Annotated in this window: 14 protein-coding genes; 6 read left to right on the top strand and 8 right to left on the bottom strand. The window is 61.7% G+C overall.

The features are described 5' to 3' along the window. Nucleotides 1-16 precede the first annotated feature (16 nt). From efeB to efeU, 3 genes are read right to left on the bottom strand one after another with little or no spacing between them, the layout of a single operon-like run. The gene (gene efeB, locus CKW11_RS01725) at nt 17-1,327 is read right to left on the bottom strand and encodes an iron uptake transporter deferrochelatase/peroxidase subunit (protein ID WP_095135894.1); all 1,311 of its coding nucleotides are present in this window, start codon (nt 1,325-1,327) and stop codon (nt 17-19) included. Nucleotides 1,328-1,344: 17 nt separating this feature from the next. Continuing rightward, nucleotides 1,345-2,544 carry an iron uptake system protein EfeO gene (gene efeO, locus CKW11_RS01720; protein WP_095135892.1) on the bottom strand — a complete coding sequence of 400 codons (1,200 nt, stop codon included), beginning with the start codon at nt 2,542-2,544 and terminating at the stop codon, nt 1,345-1,347. A gap of 8 nt (nt 2,545-2,552) precedes the next feature. Next, nucleotides 2,553-3,407 (bottom strand): iron uptake transporter permease EfeU, encoded by an 855-nt coding sequence (gene efeU / locus CKW11_RS01715; protein WP_095135890.1) that lies wholly within the window; start codon nt 3,405-3,407, stop codon nt 2,553-2,555. Between the two features lie 294 nt (nt 3,408-3,701). Here efeU and CKW11_RS01710 point away from each other — a divergent pair, with 294 nt between their 5' ends. The 6 genes from CKW11_RS01710 to CKW11_RS01685 all read left to right on the top strand — a co-directional run bounded on the left by CKW11_RS01710 (nt 3,702) and on the right by CKW11_RS01685 (nt 11,141). Further along, nucleotides 3,702-4,718 carry an AraC family transcriptional regulator gene (locus CKW11_RS01710; protein WP_095135888.1) on the top strand — a complete coding sequence of 339 codons (1,017 nt, stop codon included), beginning with the start codon at nt 3,702-3,704 and terminating at the stop codon, nt 4,716-4,718. Nucleotides 4,719-5,318: 600 nt separating this feature from the next. Next, nucleotides 5,319-6,983, top strand: coding sequence for an AMP-binding protein (locus CKW11_RS01705; RefSeq protein ID WP_095135886.1), 1,665 nt, complete (start codon nt 5,319-5,321; stop codon nt 6,981-6,983). Nucleotides 6,984-6,998: 15 nt separating this feature from the next. After that, on the top strand, nt 6,999-7,760 hold the full coding sequence (locus CKW11_RS01700; RefSeq protein ID WP_095135884.1) for an SDR family NAD(P)-dependent oxidoreductase: 762 nt from the start codon (nt 6,999-7,001) through the stop codon (nt 7,758-7,760). 12 nt (nt 7,761-7,772) lie between these two features. Further along, nucleotides 7,773-8,966, top strand: a complete 1,194-nt coding sequence (locus CKW11_RS01695; RefSeq protein ID WP_095135882.1) for an acetyl-CoA C-acyltransferase — start codon at nt 7,773-7,775, stop codon at nt 8,964-8,966. 140 nt (nt 8,967-9,106) lie between these two features. Beyond that, nucleotides 9,107-10,234, top strand: coding sequence for an acyl-CoA dehydrogenase (locus CKW11_RS01690; protein WP_095135880.1), 1,128 nt, complete (start codon nt 9,107-9,109; stop codon nt 10,232-10,234). A 133-nt stretch (nt 10,235-10,367) separates the two neighbouring features. After that, a complete protein-coding gene (locus CKW11_RS01685) occupies nt 10,368-11,141 on the top strand; it encodes an enoyl-CoA hydratase (RefSeq protein ID WP_095135878.1) in 774 nt (257 codons plus the stop codon). Nucleotides 11,142-11,258: 117 nt separating this feature from the next. On the opposite strand, the gene CKW11_RS01680 is transcribed toward CKW11_RS01685, so the two are convergent. The 5 genes from CKW11_RS01680 to CKW11_RS01660 form a co-directional block, all read right to left on the bottom strand. Then, on the bottom strand, nt 11,259-12,410 hold the full coding sequence (locus CKW11_RS01680) for an acyl-CoA dehydrogenase family protein (protein WP_095135876.1): 1,152 nt from the start codon (nt 12,408-12,410) through the stop codon (nt 11,259-11,261). 3 nt (nt 12,411-12,413) lie between these two features. Next, a complete protein-coding gene (locus tag CKW11_RS01675) occupies nt 12,414-13,520 on the bottom strand; it encodes an enoyl-CoA hydratase/isomerase family protein (protein WP_095135874.1) in 1,107 nt (368 codons plus the stop codon). A 237-nt stretch (nt 13,521-13,757) separates the two neighbouring features. Then, complete coding sequence (locus tag CKW11_RS01670; RefSeq protein ID WP_095135872.1) at nt 13,758-14,444, bottom strand: HPP family protein; 687 nt, start codon at nt 14,442-14,444, stop codon at nt 13,758-13,760. A 154-nt stretch (nt 14,445-14,598) separates the two neighbouring features. Beyond that, the gene (locus CKW11_RS01665) at nt 14,599-15,777 is read right to left on the bottom strand and encodes an MFS transporter (protein ID WP_095135870.1); all 1,179 of its coding nucleotides are present in this window, start codon (nt 15,775-15,777) and stop codon (nt 14,599-14,601) included. Between the two features lie 142 nt (nt 15,778-15,919). Further along, nucleotides 15,920-16,438 (bottom strand): GNAT family N-acetyltransferase, encoded by a 519-nt coding sequence (locus CKW11_RS01660; RefSeq protein WP_095135868.1) that lies wholly within the window; start codon nt 16,436-16,438, stop codon nt 15,920-15,922. Nucleotides 16,439-16,504: the final 66 nt, after the last annotated feature.

The raw sequence follows: 16,504 nt of genomic DNA, 5'->3' as shown, positions 1-16,504 counted from the left end.
CCGAGGTTTTTTATGGTTAGGCAGCTGTTTTGGGTTGGGTGGCGTTGAGCAGCGAGCGACCGATGAAATCCTTGTCGCCGGTGACACCCGGAAGGGTGAAGAAGTAACCGCCGCCGACCGGTTTGAGGTATTCCTCAAGCGGCTCGCCGTTGAGCCGGGTCTGCACGGTGATGAAGCCTTTTTCCAGATCGGCCTGATAGCAGATGAACAGCAGGCCCATGTCGAGCTGGCCGTTCTTGTTGACGCCGTTGGAGTAGTTGAACGGCCGGCGCAGGATCAGGTTGGCCTGGCTCGCGGCGGTGCGCGGGTTGGCCAGGCGAATGTGCGCGTCGAGCTTGGTCAGTTTGCCTTCCGGGTCTTTGCTGTAATCCGGGACTTCGGTCTCATGCTGCGCGCCCATCGGTGCGCCCATCGGTGCGCCCGTGGTCTTGACCCGACCGATGATGCTTTCCTGTTCCTGCAACGGTGTGCGATCCCAACGCTCGACGAAATTGCGGATGATCCGCACCGCTTGATAGCTGCCGTGCGCGGCCCAGGCCGGCTCATCGCTGCCCGGTTGCACCCAGACAATCTTGTCCATCGCCTTGGCGTCGTTGGAGTCGGGGTTGGCCGAGCCGTCGCGGAAACCGAGGAAGTTGCGCGCCGATTGCGCCGGCACCCCCGGTTTCGCCGGAGCTTGCGGCGGCACGCTGCCTTCCTGTTTCCAGCGCACCAGCAGCAGGTCTGGCAGGTTCTTGACGATGTCGCGCAGGGCGTGAATGTTGGTGTCGGCGGTGTTCGAGCAGAATTGCAGGCTCAAGTCGCCGTGGCAGCAATCGGCCTCCAGCGCATCGTTGGGGAAGCCGACCATGCGTTGCAGGCGCTTCGGTTTGGCGGCGGCCAGACCGAAGCGCTCGTCGAACAGCGATTCGCCTACCGAGACGGTGATGGTCAGGTTGTCCGGAGTCACCACCGGGCCGAGGATGCCGGAATCTGGCGGCGGCAGTTTCGGGTCGATCTGCGCCACCGGGCCGCCCTTCATCAGGAACGCGATGCGCTCGTTGAGGGTGCGGAACAGCCGCTCAAGGTCTTCGCGATCACTGGCCAGCACGTCGAACGATACGAACATGCCGGACGCCGGACGCGGGGTGACGATGCCGGTCTGGTGCACGCCGTGGAAGTCGTGGCGGTCTTCGGTTTTGTCGCTGCTCGGCGCTTCGGTGACTTGCGCCGGGGCCGCCGCCATGGCCGGGCAGCTCAGGGCGGAACCGGCCAGTGCGACACCGGCGACACCCATGCCCATCAGCAGGCGGCGACGTTGCAGATCGAGGTTTTGCAATTCTTTCATCGGTATTCGTCTTCTGCTTACAGGCCGGAGAGGCCAAGGGCGGGATCGATGCCATCCAGAGCGTCAGCCAGGGCCTGAGCCTTGTCGGCGATCTGTTTGCGTTGTTCGCCACTGACCGTGTCGTAAGTGGCGTAGCCGTCCTTGACCTTGAAGCTGTTCAGTACGCTGTCGAAATCACTCAGCGCCGCGTCGATTTTCGGCAGCAGATCCGGCGCCGACTTGCTCAGCATCGGCCGCAGCAGCTCGACCACTTTGTGCGCGGTTTCCAGGTTGCTGGCGAAGCCATTGAGGTCGGCGTGGCTGTAGCGTTCCTCTTCACCGCTGGCGGCGCGCACGTCGGCCAGGGTGTTGAGGTTGCGCACCACGATGCTCACCAGTTGTTCCGGCGGCAGCGATTGGGCCAGCAGTTGTTGCTTGAGCGTGGTGACGTCGGCCAGCAGGCGCTCGGCGACCGGGTTCAAGCCGTCGAGGCTGCGTTGCTGGAACAGTGCATATTCGACGCGGTGGAAGCCGACGAAGGCTGGATCCTGCTCGCGTTTTTCGAAGTAATCGGCGCGGGCATTGATGCTGTTGTCCAGTTCCGCCAGCCGTTGCGCGGCAGGCGCCAGACGCTGGTAAGCGGCACGCGCCGGCAGGTACAGCGCTTGCGCCTGGGCCAGGTCGCCGCTGGTAATTGCCTGATTCAACGCGGTCACGGCTTTGATCAGCGCGCTGCCCTGCGTCGCCAGATACACGCGAAACTCCGACAGCGGCCCGACGAAAGTGACCATCGACGGCTTGGCCTTGGCGGCAGCGTCGGAAGCCGCAGTTGGCGTTACGTGCAGCACGCCACGCGGGTTGCTCAGCAGACCGCAAGTGATCGCGTAGTCGCCGGGTTGCAGGTTGGCGTTGATCACCTGGCTCAGGCCCGGGGCGATGTTTTCGCGTTCTTCGACCACCAGCACACCGTCGAGAATTTCCCACTCCACCGCCCGGTCGGAACGGTTGACGATGCGGAAACTGGCGCGGCCGGCGGGAACTGTCAGCTCATTCGGCTCGCAGCTGTGCGCGTTGATGTTGACCACCACTTCATCATGGTTGTGCTGACGCTTGGCCGCGGCCATTTTCGAGGCGTAGTAGAACAGGCCACCGGCGGCGATCATCACGACCACCGAACCGGCCACCGCCCAACGCAAGGCGCGGGGAGGCGAGGCCTGGGGAGTATTAGGCTTTGACATGGGGGCCCTTATTGGCTGGAAACGGAAGACGATTTGCCGGCTGCGTCAGCGCTGGAAGCCGGCGCGGCGGGGTAGAAAAACATCACCAGCGCCAGCACCAGATAGATCAGGTACGCACCGAGGGTGCTGACGGTCGGCGCATCCTGATAACCGAACATGCCGGCCAGCACCGAACCGAGCGGGCCGTCCATCGGCAGCGTCGCGCTGAAGTCGAACAGCACGGTTTGCAGGTGGTTCCACACGCCGGCTTCATGCAGGGCTTGCACCGAATTGGCGAGGATCCCGGCGGCGACCACCAGAATGAACAGCCCGGTCCACTTGAAGAACGCCGACAGGTTCAGGCGCATGCTGCCGCTGTAGATGAGGAAACCGACGACGATTGCCAGCACCAGGCCGAGCAGGGCACCGATCGGCGCGCCCGGGCCTTCGCTCTGCTGGAACACGGCGAGCAGGAAGAACACGGTTTCCAGGCCTTCGCGGGCCACGGCGAAGAACACCATGGCGATCAGCGCGATTACCTGATGCTTTGACGAGGTCAGGGCGTGATCCAGCGAGGCCTGCAACGAATGCTTGATCGAACGCGCGACCTTGCGCATCCAGAACACCATCGAGCTGAGAATGCCCACCGCGACCAGACCGACAATGCCTTCGAACAATTCCTGCTGTTTCTGAGGGAATTCGGCGCTGATCAGTTCCAGACCGCCTCCGACCAGCAACGCCAGCGCAGCGGCAAGAAACACACCGATCCACACCGCCGGCATCCATTGGCCACGTCCGGTTTGTTGCAGGTAGCTGGCGATGATGCCAACGATCAGCGCAGCTTCAATGCCTTCGCGCAGCATGATCAGAAAGGGAACGAGCATTCAGGCAACCACAAGTGATTTAGATAGGTGGCTAAGTTGTAACATAATGACACTCATTCCCAAATGGGGATGGTTGACATTTACCTGAACACAAGCTGAACGGTACCTATCTTTGCCTTGCTCATCTCCAACTGTGGGAGCGGGCTTGCTCGCGAAGGCGATGTGTCAGCAACATCCTTATCGACTGACACGCCGCCTTCGCGAGCAAGCCCGCTCCCACAGGGGATTCGTGTTGAATTCGCATCCTGCGTTAAGATGCCGGTCACTCCAAAACAACAAGGTCTGCCTCGCTCCATGTCGGAAAAAGACACCATCGCCGTGCAACTGGTGCGTGAAGCGCTGCTGCAAAGTTGTGCCCCGGGCGTGGCCACGGATGAAGTCTTGAACAAGGTCGGGATTGCTCCGGGCCTGCTGCACAGCGAACACGGCCGGGTGCCGGCCTCGCAATACGCGAAACTCTGGCGCTTGCTGGCCCGGCGTGGCGATGACGAGTTCTTCGGCATGGATCCACGCAAGCTCAAGTCCGGCAGCCTTGAGTTCCTTTGTCGAAGCGCCATGGCGCAACCGACCCTGGCCGCCGGCCTGAGCATGGGCCTGAATTTTCTTTCCTTGATGCTGGAAAAAATGCCCGCGCAATTGGCGCATCAGCAAAGTCTGGCGGAAATCGTCCTGCTCGAAGACGACCCCGAACCGCGTCGGGCGTTTACCTATTTCACCTACTGGATGATCGTCCACGGCGTGGCCTGCTGGCTGGCGGGGCGGCGGATCCCGATTCTGGCGATCGAGCTGCGCTGCGCCGAGCCGGATTTCTGCGACGACTACCGGGTGATGTTCTCGGAAAACCTGCGCTTCGAGCGTCCGCGCACGCGGATGATCTTTGCTGCTGACTGCCTCGATCTGCCGATCAAGCGTACGGCCGAAGAACTGAAACGCTTTCTGGCCCATGCGCCGGCGAACATTCTGGTGAAATACCGCGACCCGGAAAGCCTGGCCAGCCGGATCAAACAGGATCTGCGGCAGCTACCCGCCGAACAGTGGCCGGAGACCGAGGCTCTGGCGCAACAGCTGTGCATGTCCGCCTCGACCCTGCGCCGGCGTTTGTCCGAGGAAGGGCAGACCTATCAGGGCCTCAAGGACAGCGTGCGCAAGGAATTGGCGATCACCTGGCTGGCGGAGCCGTCGATCAGCTTCGTCGAGATCGCGACACGGCTGGGGTTTGCCGATGCGAGTTCGTTCTACAAGGCGTTTCGCAAGTGGTCGGGGTCCAATCCTGGGCATTACCGCACGCTGATCCTCAACGAAGCGGTCTGATCCGGACTGTTTGTAGCCTGATCAGGCCTCTTCGGGAGCAAGCCCCCTCCCACATTTGAAATGCATTGTTCCTGTAATTTTCAGCCTGCCTGGCTTGCCCAGGTGGCCCACCATTTGAAATGCATTGTTCCTGTGATTTGCAGCCTACTTGGCTTACCCAGGGGGCCTCCATTTGAAATGCATTGTTCCTGTGATGTGCAGCCTGCTTGGCTTGCCCAGGGGGGCCTCCATTTGAAATGCATTGTTCCTGTGATTTGCAGCCTGCTTGGCTTGCCCAGGTGGCCCACCATTTGAAATGCATTGTTCCTGTGATTTGCAGCCTGCCTGGCTTACCCAGGTGGCCTTCCATTTGAAATGCATCCCTTCTGTGATTGCAGCCTCCCTTGCTTTTGTGGCTGATCCCTCATTGTGAAATGCAATCTCCTGTGGGAGGGGGCTTGCTCCCGAAGGCGTCAGTCCAGCCTGTACATCTCGCGAACCTTGGCCAAACCAGTCAGCCACTTTGATGGCTTTGACCATTGCCGCCTCGCCGCCGCAGCGCGACTATCCCTGTGTTGTTTACGGTTCCCAGCCTAATAAAAACACCGAGGGATTCTGGCAATGCGCGATTACCTGTCTGCCACCGAACAGTTCAACTATCAGCACACCGTGGACGCTGCGCTCAGCGGCACGCTCGAGGCGCTCAACGCCTGCGTCGAATGTTGCGACCGCCACGCGTTGCCGGGGCGCATTGCGTTGTTCTGGGAGGGCCGCGACGGCGCCAGCGCCACGTACACCTTCAGCGAGCTGCAAGACCAAGCCGCGCGTTTCGCCAATTTCCTTCTCGAACAAGGCGTGCAGAAGGGCGACAAGGTCGCCGGCCTGCTGCCACGCAACATCGAATTGCTCATCACCGTATTCGCCACCTGGCGCATCGGCGCGGTGTATCAACCGTTATTCACCGCGTTCGGCCCCAAGGCCATCGAACATCGCCTGAATAGTTCCGGCGCCAAAGTGGTGGTCACCGACGCGGTCAACCGGTCGAAACTCGCCGAAGTCAGCGAATGCCCGACCATCGTTACCGTCGGCGGCGCCAAGGGCCAGGGCATCGTCCGTGGCGATTTCAGTTTCTGGGCCGAGCTGCCTAATCATTCCAGCGTCTGCGAACCGGTATTACTGACGGGCGAAGACCCGTTCCTGCTGATGTTCACCTCGGGGACCACCGGCCCGTCAAAAGCACTGTCTGTGCCGCTCAAGGCGATCGTCGCGTTCCAGAGTTACACCCGCGACGCGGTGGATCTGCGCCCCGAAGATTCGTTCTGGAACGTCGCCGATCCGGGCTGGGCCTACGGCATCTATTTCGGCGTCACCGGGCCGATGGCGATGGGACATCCGATCACCTTTTACGATGGCCCGTTCACCCTTGAAAGCACCTGTCGGGTGATCAACAAATACGGCATCACCAACCTCACTGGCTCGCCGACCGCGTATCGCCTGTTGATTGCCGGCGGCAACGAGTTCGCCAAGTCGATCAAGGGCAAGCTGCGCATCGTCAGCAGCGCTGGCGAGCCGCTCAACCCGGAAGTGATCCGCTGGTTCGCCGACAACCTCGGCGTGGTGATTCACGACCACTACGGGCAGACCGAACTGGGCATGGTTCTGTGCAACCACCACGGCCTGCAGCATCCGATCCACCTCGGCGCCGCCGGTTTCGCCTCGCCGGGCCATCGCATCGTGGTGCTCGACGAGCAGTACAACGAACTCGGCGTCGGCCAGCCGGGCATCCTCGCCATCGACCGCACCCAGTCGCCGATGTGCTGGTTCGGCGGCTACGAAGGCGTACCGACCAAAGCTTTCGTCGGCAATTACTACCTCAGCGGCGACACCGTGGAGTGGAACCCGGACGGCAGCATCAGCTTCGTCGGCCGCAGTGATGACGTGATCACCACCTCTGGCTACCGCGTCGGCCCGTTCGACGTCGAGAGCGCGCTGATCGAGCACCCGGCGGTGGTCGAAGCGGCCGTGGTCGGCAAGCCTGATCCGGAGCGCACCGAGCTGGTCAAGGCCTTCGTCGTGCTCAACCCGCAATACCGCGCCGAACCGGCGCTGGCCGAGGAGTTGCGGCAACACGTGCGCAAACGTCTGGCCGCGCATTCGTACCCGCGTGAAATCGAATTTGTCAGCGAATTGCCGAAAACCCCAAGCGGCAAATTGCAGCGCTTTATCTTGCGCAACCAGGAAATCGCCAAGGCTCAAGAGGCCGCGGCGCACCACGTTTCAGCTTGAATCAGGAAGTCAGTCATGCAGATCGAGAACAAGGTTTTTATCGTCACCGGCGGCGCCTCCGGCCTGGGTGCGGCCAGCGCTGAATTGCTGGTCAGTGCCGGCGCCAAAGTGATGCTGGTGGACATGAACGCCGAAGCGGTAGCCGCTCAGGCCCAGCGCCTTGGCGCGCAAAGTGTGGTGGCCGATATCAGCAATGAAGCCGCTGCCGAAGCGGCGGTGCAGGCGACGGTGAAAGCCTTTGGCAGCCTCAACGGCCTGGTCAACTGCGCCGGCATCGTCCGCGGCGAAAAGATCCTCGGCAAGAACGGCCCGCATGCGCTGTCGAGTTTTGCCCAGGTGATCAACGTCAACCTGATCGGCAGCTTCAACATGCTGCGTCTGGCCGCGGCGGCCATCGCCGAGAGCGAAGCCGACGCCGACGGTGAGCGCGGGGTGATCATCAACACCGCCTCGGTCGCGGCGTTCGACGGCCAGATCGGCCAGGCCGCGTATTCCGCCTCCAAAGGCGCGATCGCCAGTCTGACCCTGCCAGCCGCCCGTGAACTGGCGCGCTTCGGCATCCGCGTGATGACCATTGCCCCGGGCATTTTCGAAACGCCGATGATGGCCGGGATGACCCCGGAAGTGCGCGAGTCGCTGGCCGCCGGCGTCCCGTTCCCGCCGCGTCTTGGGAAACCTGCCGAGTACGCCGCGCTGGTTCGGCATATCATCGAAAACAGCATGCTCAACGGTGAGGTGATCCGTCTCGACGGCGCCTTGCGCATGGCCGCCAAGTAAGGAGGAATTGTCATGACTATTTCCAACGATCCGATTGTTATCGTCAGCGCCGTCCGCACCCCAATGGGCGGTTTCCAGGGCGAACTGAAAAGCCTCACCGCGCCGCAACTCGGCGCCGCCGCGATCAAGGCTGCGGTTGAGCGCGCCGGTGTCGCCAGCGATGCGGTCGATGAAGTGTTGTTCGGTTGCGTATTACCCGCCGGCCTCGGTCAGGCGCCGGCGCGGCAGGCAGCTTTGGGCGCCGGGCTGGATAAATCGACGCGCTGCACCACGGTCAACAAGATGTGCGGCTCGGGTATGGAAACCACCATTCTCGCCCACGACATGCTGCTGGCCGGCAGCGCCGACGTGGTGATCGCCGGCGGCATGGAAAGCATGTCCAACTCGCCATATCTGCTGGATCGTGCCCGCGCCGGTTACCGCATGGGCCATGGCCGGGTGCTCGATTCGATGTTCCTCGACGGCCTCGAAGACGCCTACGACAAGGGCCGGCTGATGGGCACCTTCGCCGAAGACTGCGCCGAAACCAACGACTTCAGCCGCGAAGCCCAGGATGCCTTTGCCATCGCTTCGACCACCCGCGCCCAGCAGGCGATCAAGGACGGCAGCTTCAAGGCCGAGATCGTTCCGCTGACCGTGACCGTCGGCAAGGAGCAGGTGCTGATCAGCAACGACGAGCAGCCGCCGAAAGCCAAGCTGGACAAGGTCGCCTCGCTGAAACCGGCGTTCCGCGAAGGCGGCACGGTGACTGCGGCCAACTCCAGCTCGATCTCCGACGGCGCTGCGGCGCTGGTGCTGATGCGCCAGTCGCAAGCACAGAAACTCGGTCTGAAACCACTGGCGGTGATTCACGGTCACGCGGCGTTTGCCGACACCCCGGGCCTGTTCCCGGTGGCGCCGATTGGCGCGATCAAGAAGCTGGTGAAGAAGACCGGTTGGGCGTTGAACGAGGTCGATCTGTTTGAAATCAACGAGGCGTTCGCCGTGGTGGCGATGGCGGCGATGACCCATCTGGAAATCCCCCACGACAAGCTCAACGTGCACGGCGGCGCCTGCGCGCTGGGCCACCCGATCGGAGCCTCCGGTGCGCGGATTCTGGTGACCTTGCTCTCGGCCCTGCGCCAGAAAAACCTGAAGCGCGGGATTGCGGCGATCTGTATCGGCGGCGGTGAAGCCACGGCCATGGCCGTGGAATGCGTTTATTGATTCACGCAATCCCTTTGTAGGAGTGAGCCTGCTCGCGATGGCGTCGTGTCAGTCAACACTGATTTATATGACCCACCGCTATCGCGAGCAGGCTCACTCCTACAAGGGAAAGCGGGTCGACTTGAATTTAAGGATTCACCATGATTCCCAACGAAGACCAAAACCAGATCCGCGACATGGCCCGGCAGTTCGCCGAGGAACGGCTGAAACCGTTCGCCGCCGAGTGGGATCGCGAGCATCGTTTCCCCAAGGAAGCCATCGGCGAAATGGCCGAACTGGGCTTTTTCGGCATGCTGGTGCCGGAGCAGTGGGGCGGCTGTGACACCGGCTACCTGGCGTACGCCATGGCCCTGGAAGAAATCGCCGCCGGCGATGGCGCCTGCTCGACCATCATGAGCGTGCACAACTCGGTGGGCTGCGTGCCGATCCTCAAGTTCGGCAACGACGACCAGCGCGAACGCTTCCTCAAACCTTTGGCCAGCGGCGCCATGCTCGGCGCCTTCGCCTTGACCGAACCGCAGGCAGGTTCCGACGCCAGCAGCCTGAAAACCCGCGCCCGTCTGGAAGGTGATCATTACGTACTCAACGGCTGCAAACAGTTCATCACTTCCGGGCAGAACGCCGGGATCGTGATCGTGTTTGCGGTGACCGATCCGAGTGCCGGCAAGCGCGGCATCACGGCGTTTATCGTGCCCACCGATTCGCCGGGCTACAAAGTCGCGCGGGTCGAAGACAAGCTCGGCCAGCATGCGTCGGACACCTGCCAGATTCTGTTTGAAGACGTCAAAGTGCCGGTCGCCAACCGCTTGGGCGAAGAGGGCGAGGGCTACAAGATCGCCCTGGCCAACCTTGAAGGCGGGCGCGTCGGCATCGCTTCGCAAGCGGTGGGTATGGCCCGCGCTGCGTTCGAAGCCGCTCGCGATTACGCCCGCGAGCGCGACACTTTTGGCAAGCCGATCATCGAACACCAGGCTGTCGCATTCCGCCTCGCCGACATGGCCACGCAGATCGCCGTCGCCCGGCAAATGGTGCATTACGCCGCGGCCCTGCGTGACAGCGGTCAACCGGCACTGGTCGAGGCCTCGATGGCCAAGCTGTTCGCTTCGGAAATGGCCGAGAAGGTTTGCTCGATGGCGTTGCAGACGCTGGGCGGTTACGGTTACCTCAACGACTTCCCGCTGGAACGCATCTACCGCGACGTGCGCGTCTGCCAGATCTACGAAGGCACCAGCGACATTCAGCGCATGGTCATCTCACGAAACCTTTAAACCCAAACCTGTGTAGGAGCTGCCGCAGGCTGCGATCTTTTGATCTTGTTTTTAACAATCAAAAGCAAAAGATCGTCCGAACGCGGCCCGAACCTGCGGCAGCGCCTACAGGGTACAAATTCAGGAGTCATGTATGAGCTACGAAACGATTCTGCTGGAAAACCACGGCCGCGTCGGCCTGATCACCCTCAATCGCCCACAGGCGCTGAACGCCCTGAACGCGCAACTGGTCAGCGAAGTGAACCACGCCCTGGATGCGCTGGAGGCTGATGTGAACATCGGTTGCATCGTCATCACCGGTTCGAAGAAAGCCTTCGCCGCCGGCGCCGACATCAAGGAAATGGCCGAACTGACCTACCCGCAGATCTACATGGATGATCTGTTCAGCGACAGCGACCGTGTGGCCAACCGCCGTAAGCCGATCATTGCTGCGGTCAACGGCTTCGCCCTTGGCGGCGGCTGCGAACTGGCGCTGATGTGCGACTTCATCCTCGCCGGCGACAACGCCAAATTCGGCCAACCGGAAATCAACCTCGGCGTGCTCCCGGGCATGGGCGGCACCCAGCGCCTGACCCGCGCCGTGGGCAAAGCCAAGGCCATGGAAATGTGCCTCAGCGGGCGGATGATCGATGCGGTGGAGGCTGAGCGCTGCGGCATCGTCGCGCGGATCGTGCCGAGTGATGAACTGCTCGACGAGGCGCTGAAGGTCGCCGCGGTGATCGCCAGCAAATCGTTGCCGATTGCGATGATGATCAAGGAAAGCGTCAACCGTGCCTTTGAGGTCAACCTGACTGAAGGCGTGCGCTTCGAGCGCCGGGTGTTCCATGCGGCGTTCGCCACGCAGGATCAGAAGGAAGGCATGGCGGCGTTTGTCGCCAAGCGTGCGCCGGAGTTTCAGGGCAAGTAAAGCAGCATTTGAGCTGACCTCATCGCGAGCAGGCTCACTCCTACAGTGGAATTGCGGTGACCCCGGATTGGGTGTGCACCCGAAGACCCTGTAGGAGTGAGCCTGCTCGCGATGCTTTTACAGTTGGTAGTTCTTCAGCTCCCGCGCAATCACCATCCGCTGAATCTCGCTCGAACCTTCGTAGATCTGGGTAATCCGCGCATCGCGGTAGTACTTCTCGACCGGATAGTCCTCCAGATACCCATACCCGCCATGAATCTGAATCGCCGAGGAGCAGACTTTCTCGGCCATCTCCGAGGCGAACAGCTTGGCCTGTGACGCCTCCGACAGGCAGGGTTTGCCCGCTGTGCGCAGGCGCGCCGCGTGCAGGATCATCAAGCGCGCCGCGTTGATTTGCATGTGCATGTCGGCCAGCAGATTGGCGATGCTCTGGTGTTCGTTGATCGGCTTGCCGAACTGGATGCGATCGCGGGAATACACCAGCGCCGCTTCAAACGCTGCCCGGGCGATGCCCAAGGCCTGCGCGGCGATGCCGATGCGGCCGCCTTCGAGGTTGGACAGCGCAATCGCCAGACCCTTGCCGCGCTCGCCGAGCAGATTGGCCTCGGGAATGCTGCAGTTGTTCAGGGTCACTGCGCAGGTATCGGAGGCGCGGATGCCCATTTTGTGTTCGGTGCGATCAACGATGAACCCCGGGGTGTCGGTCGGTACGAGGAACGCGGAAATGCCTTTCTTGCCCAGATCCGGATCGGTCACTGCAAACACGATCGCCAGTTTCGCCCGTTTGCCATTACTGACGAATTGCTTGGCGCCGTTGATCAGCCACTGGCCGTCGCGCAGTTCGGCGCGGGTGCGCAGGTTGTGCGCTTCGGAGCCGGCCTGCGGTTCGGTCAGGCAGAAGCAGCCAATTGTCTGCCCACTGGCGAGGTCGGCCAGCCAGGTCTTTTTCTGTTCTTCGCTGCCGTAATTCATGACAGGGCCGCAGCCCACCGAATTGTGGATGCTCATGAACGCACCGGTGGCGCCGTCGCCGGCAGAGATTTCTTCCACCGCCAGCGCATAGGCTACGTAGTCGACATAGGTGCCGCCCCATTCTTCGGGCACCACCATGCCCAGCAGGCCGAGTTCGCCCATTTTTGCCACCAGCGCGTCGTCGATCCAGCCGGCCTTTTCCCAGGCTTGCGCATGCGGCGCGATTTCGCCACGGGCGAAGTCCCGGGCCATGTCGCGGATCATCACTTGTTCTTCAGTCAGTTCGAGATCGTGCATGGCTCAGCTCCCGCTCTCAGTGAAACCGTGGAAAAAACTCGCGACATGCCCGGCGTCCAGCGCGGCGAGGGTCGGCGGGTTCCAGCGTGGGGTCTTGTCTTTGTCGATCAGCAGGGCGCGCACGCCCTCGATCAGGTCGCCGCGCTCGAACCACTGACGATCCAGATGCAGTTCGAGGGCGAAGCAGTGTTCCAGGCTCAGTTGGCGACCGCGCCGGAGCATTTCCAGGGTCACGGCCATTGCCAGCGGTGAGCGGGTCTGCAGCAGATCAGCAGTGGTGGTCGCCCACTCATGGCTGTCGGCGACGGTGACCGCGCGCAGTTGCTCGACGATGCTCGGCACGTCCGGCAGGGCGAAGAAATGGTCGATGGCCGGACGCAGTTTCTTCAGCGGTGCATCGGCGAGGGTTTGCACGCCGTTTTTCACCAACAGGCCCTGCAGATCCTTGAGCGGCGTATCGCGCCATTCCAGGTGGTCGAGTTGATCGTCGAGGCTCGGCAGTTGGCTGCTGTCGACAAACCAGTCGGCCAGCCCGCAGTACAACGCGTCGGCCGCACGAATCTGCACGCCGCTGACGCCCAGATAGATCCCCAGTTCACCGGGAATCCGCGAGAGGAAATAGCTGCCGCCGACATCGGGGAAATAACCGATCGCCACTTCCGGCATCGCCAGCCGGCTCTTTTCGGTGACCACCCGCAGATCCGCACCCTGCACCAGGCCCATGCCGCCGCCGAGGACGAAACCGTCCATCAAGGCCAGCACCGGTTTGCGGTAATGATGAAGCGTCAGGTCGAGGGCGTATTCCTCGACGAAGAAATCTTCGTGCAGCGTGTCGCCGCTTTTGAAGCTGTCGTACAGCGAACGGATATCGCCACCGGCACAAAAAGCCTTTTCACCGGCACCGCGCAAAACAACGGCACGCACGTTGGTGTCAGTCGCCCAGGCATCGAGTTGCTGCTGCAACTGACGAACCATGTCGAGGGTGATGGCATTGAGACCGGCGGGGCGGTTGAGGGTCAGGTGACCGATGTGATTGCGAACCTCGGCCAGCACTTCGTTTTGCGTGGCATCCATGGACGGCGTCCGCGGGGATGAAGCCTGAGCAGTCATCACTAACTCCCTGCTTTTATTGTCTTTATTCGAGAAGCTCGCGCGCGAGCGTTGACGGATCGTAACAGTGCAAATTTGCCGTGTACAACCGGGATATGTGCAGGGGGAGTTTGCGTTTTTGCCTTAAGAAAAAATCGCTGGGTGTTGGTGTAGGAGCTGCCGAAGGCTGCGATCTTTTGATCTTGAAAAGATCGCAGCCTCGTTGCACTCGACAGCTCCTACAGGGAGTGTTGGGTGTCAGGAGAAAACTTCACCGATGCTACGGCGCTTGGCGTGCAGTTCGCTGGCGTGGATCAGTTGTTCAAGGTCTTCGGGAGTGACGTCGATAAACGCTTCCATGTCCGCCAGTGCCAGTTTCAAATCCTCAGCGGTAATTGCCTGGCTATCCACCGGCACCAGTGCCGGTGCTGGCTCGGCCGCGCGTTTCGGGTAGCGGATGCGCGTCAGGTTGTTGTAGGCCAGGGCGCTGAGCAGCATGCAGGCGGCGGCGAGCATCACCGGTTCCATGGCTTTCCAGTCCATGGCGATGGTGGCCGGATCGGCCAGTACCAGCGTCAGCGCCAGGGCGCCGGCCGGTGGATGCAGGCAACGCAGCCAGCACATCAGAATCAGTGCCATGCCCGCCGCGAGGCAGGCGCTGCCGAGGGTTCGGCCCAACACGTGGGCCACCAACAGTGCGACAACGCTGGCGCACAGGTAGCCGCCGATGATCGACCACGGTTGCGCGAGTGCGCCGGAGGACACGGCGAACAGCAGCACCGCCGAGGCGCCCAACGGCCCGATCAGGTGGTACGCGACCTCGATACCGAACACCTGACTGCACGCCCAGACGCTGAACAAAGTGCCCAAGGCCATGCCGATCGCGGCGCGGCTCCATTCGGTGGGGCGGGTGTTGATGGCGGCAGGCAACCAGCGAGCGAGCATGTGAATCGGGTCCTTGCGGTAAATTCGGGGCAAAAAAAAGGACTTGTCCGTTTCGGAAAGTCCTCGAAGCGTTCCAACTATTGGGGGAGGAACGCGCACAGTGTGCCGGGCAAATTCGATGCTGACAAATTCATATAAATGCAGTTTCAGTGCATTATTTTTGAATTGTCGCCACGCGGCGTCCACTGACAAAACACAAGTACCCACCCAGCGCGGCCAGGGCGCTCAAGGCATAGAACATGCTCGGTGCCGGCGTGTGCATCAGCAGGAACCCGCACATCACCGGGCTCAGCGCGCCGCCCAGCGCCGCGAGGTTCTGCGCGCCGTAGTAACTGCCGCGCAGCTCTTCGGGTGCAAGGGTGTCGACGAAGAGGAAATCCGCCGGGTAAATGATCATCTCGCCGAGGGTGAAGATGAACATCGCCACGCACCAGCCGACCAGACTGTCGGCCAGACTGAAGCCGATCAGGCCGACGATGAACAGCGCGGTGCCGCCGGCAATCCAGAACCGCAGGTGCTCGCGCTTGAGAAAGCGCCCAATCTGGTATTGCAGCAGGATCACCGTGATCGCGTTGCAGGCGAGCAGGGCGGCCATGGTGTCGAGGGTTTGTTGCTGGGTGTGAGTCGCCAGCAGGTATTGCGACAGGTACAGGGTGAAGCGCCCGTGAACCAGAGTGCTGAGCAGGCAACCGAGGGTGAACAGAATCATCGTGCGGTCGTTTTTCAGGATGATCAGGGTGTTCAGGAAACTCTGCGGCGGGCTGCCCGGCGCAACCGGACTGGCCTCACGAGAGACGCCCAACAGCAGGAAAACACTGCCAGCGGCAATCAGCCCCGCGACGATAAACGGCGCAGAAGGTTGAACCCCGGCAATCACCACGCCGATCATCGGGCCAACGGCGTAGCCAATGTTGGTCAGCGTGTAGTTCAGCGAAAACGCCTTGACCCGCTGGCCGACCGGCAGGTTTTCACTGAGCATCGCTTTGGAACAGATCAGGAACAGCGCCGACGCCGTTTCACTGATGATCAGAACCAGCGTGACCAGGTACAGATTCTGCGCAAAGGTCAGCAGCATCAGGCCGACACCGCTGGAGAGCATGGTCAGGATCAACAGCTGGCGCTTGTCGAGACGATCGATGATGTAGCCGCCGTACAGCGAAAACAGCGTGGCGCTGAACACGGCGATGCCCAACAGCAGACCGACATCCTGCGGGTTGAGGCCCAGTTTGTTGCTGAGGAACAGGGTCAGCAGAGGACTGATCAGGGCACGGCTGATGACGATGCTCAGCGAGGTGATCATCAGTCGGCGGATCAGGCGGGAGTAGGTGGCCACGGCGGTGCAAATGTCCTTATTTTTATGATGAGAAACCTTTTGTGAGCGAGCCTGCTCGCGAATACCGAGTGTCAGGCGCCAACGCAGTTGACTGACAGGACGCTATCGCGAGCAGGCTCACTCCTACAAGGGATTTGTCCTGTCAGGGCAATCTCAGGCGCATGGCGCAGCGTCGCTCGGCAGCAAAGCCATGCTCGATCTCTTTCTGCAGAGCATCGAGCAAGTGCGTTTCCTGCTCACCCGGTGCGATCACGACAAACCCCATCCGCTGATAAAACGGCGCATTCCACGGCACGTCACAAAACGTGGTCAGGGTCACGGCGCGCATTTGTTGACGGCGGGCATGTTCAATCGCGGCCAGCACCAGTTGCCGGCCCACGCCCTGACCCTGAAACGCGAGGCTGACCGACAGCTCTTCAATGTGCAGTTGCTTGCCAACATCCTGCGCGCGGATAAATCCGGCGAGTTGCGCCGAGGTGTTTTCGGCGACCCAGACATGGGCAGTGTCGATGGCCTGACGATGTTGCGCGGCACTGGCCACGTCGGTGTCGGCAAGCCAGGCGAGGGTCGGATCTGTGCGAAACAGTTCGGCAGCCGAGCGCTCGATGGCGGGGAGGGCGGCGGCATCACTCTGCCGCGCCCGGCGTACAACAAAACTCATGGTAAAAAGTCCCTGTAGGAGCTGCCGCAGGCTGCGATCTTTTTCCTGAAAGCGCAAAAGATCGCA

The organism is Pseudomonas sp. Irchel s3a10 (genome assembly GCF_900187525.1).
GTDB classification, from domain to species: Bacteria; Pseudomonadota; Gammaproteobacteria; order Pseudomonadales; family Pseudomonadaceae; genus Aquipseudomonas; species Aquipseudomonas koreensis_G.
Note: the sequence above shows the minus strand (reverse complement) of the source record. Positions and strands in the feature narration are given on the sequence as shown.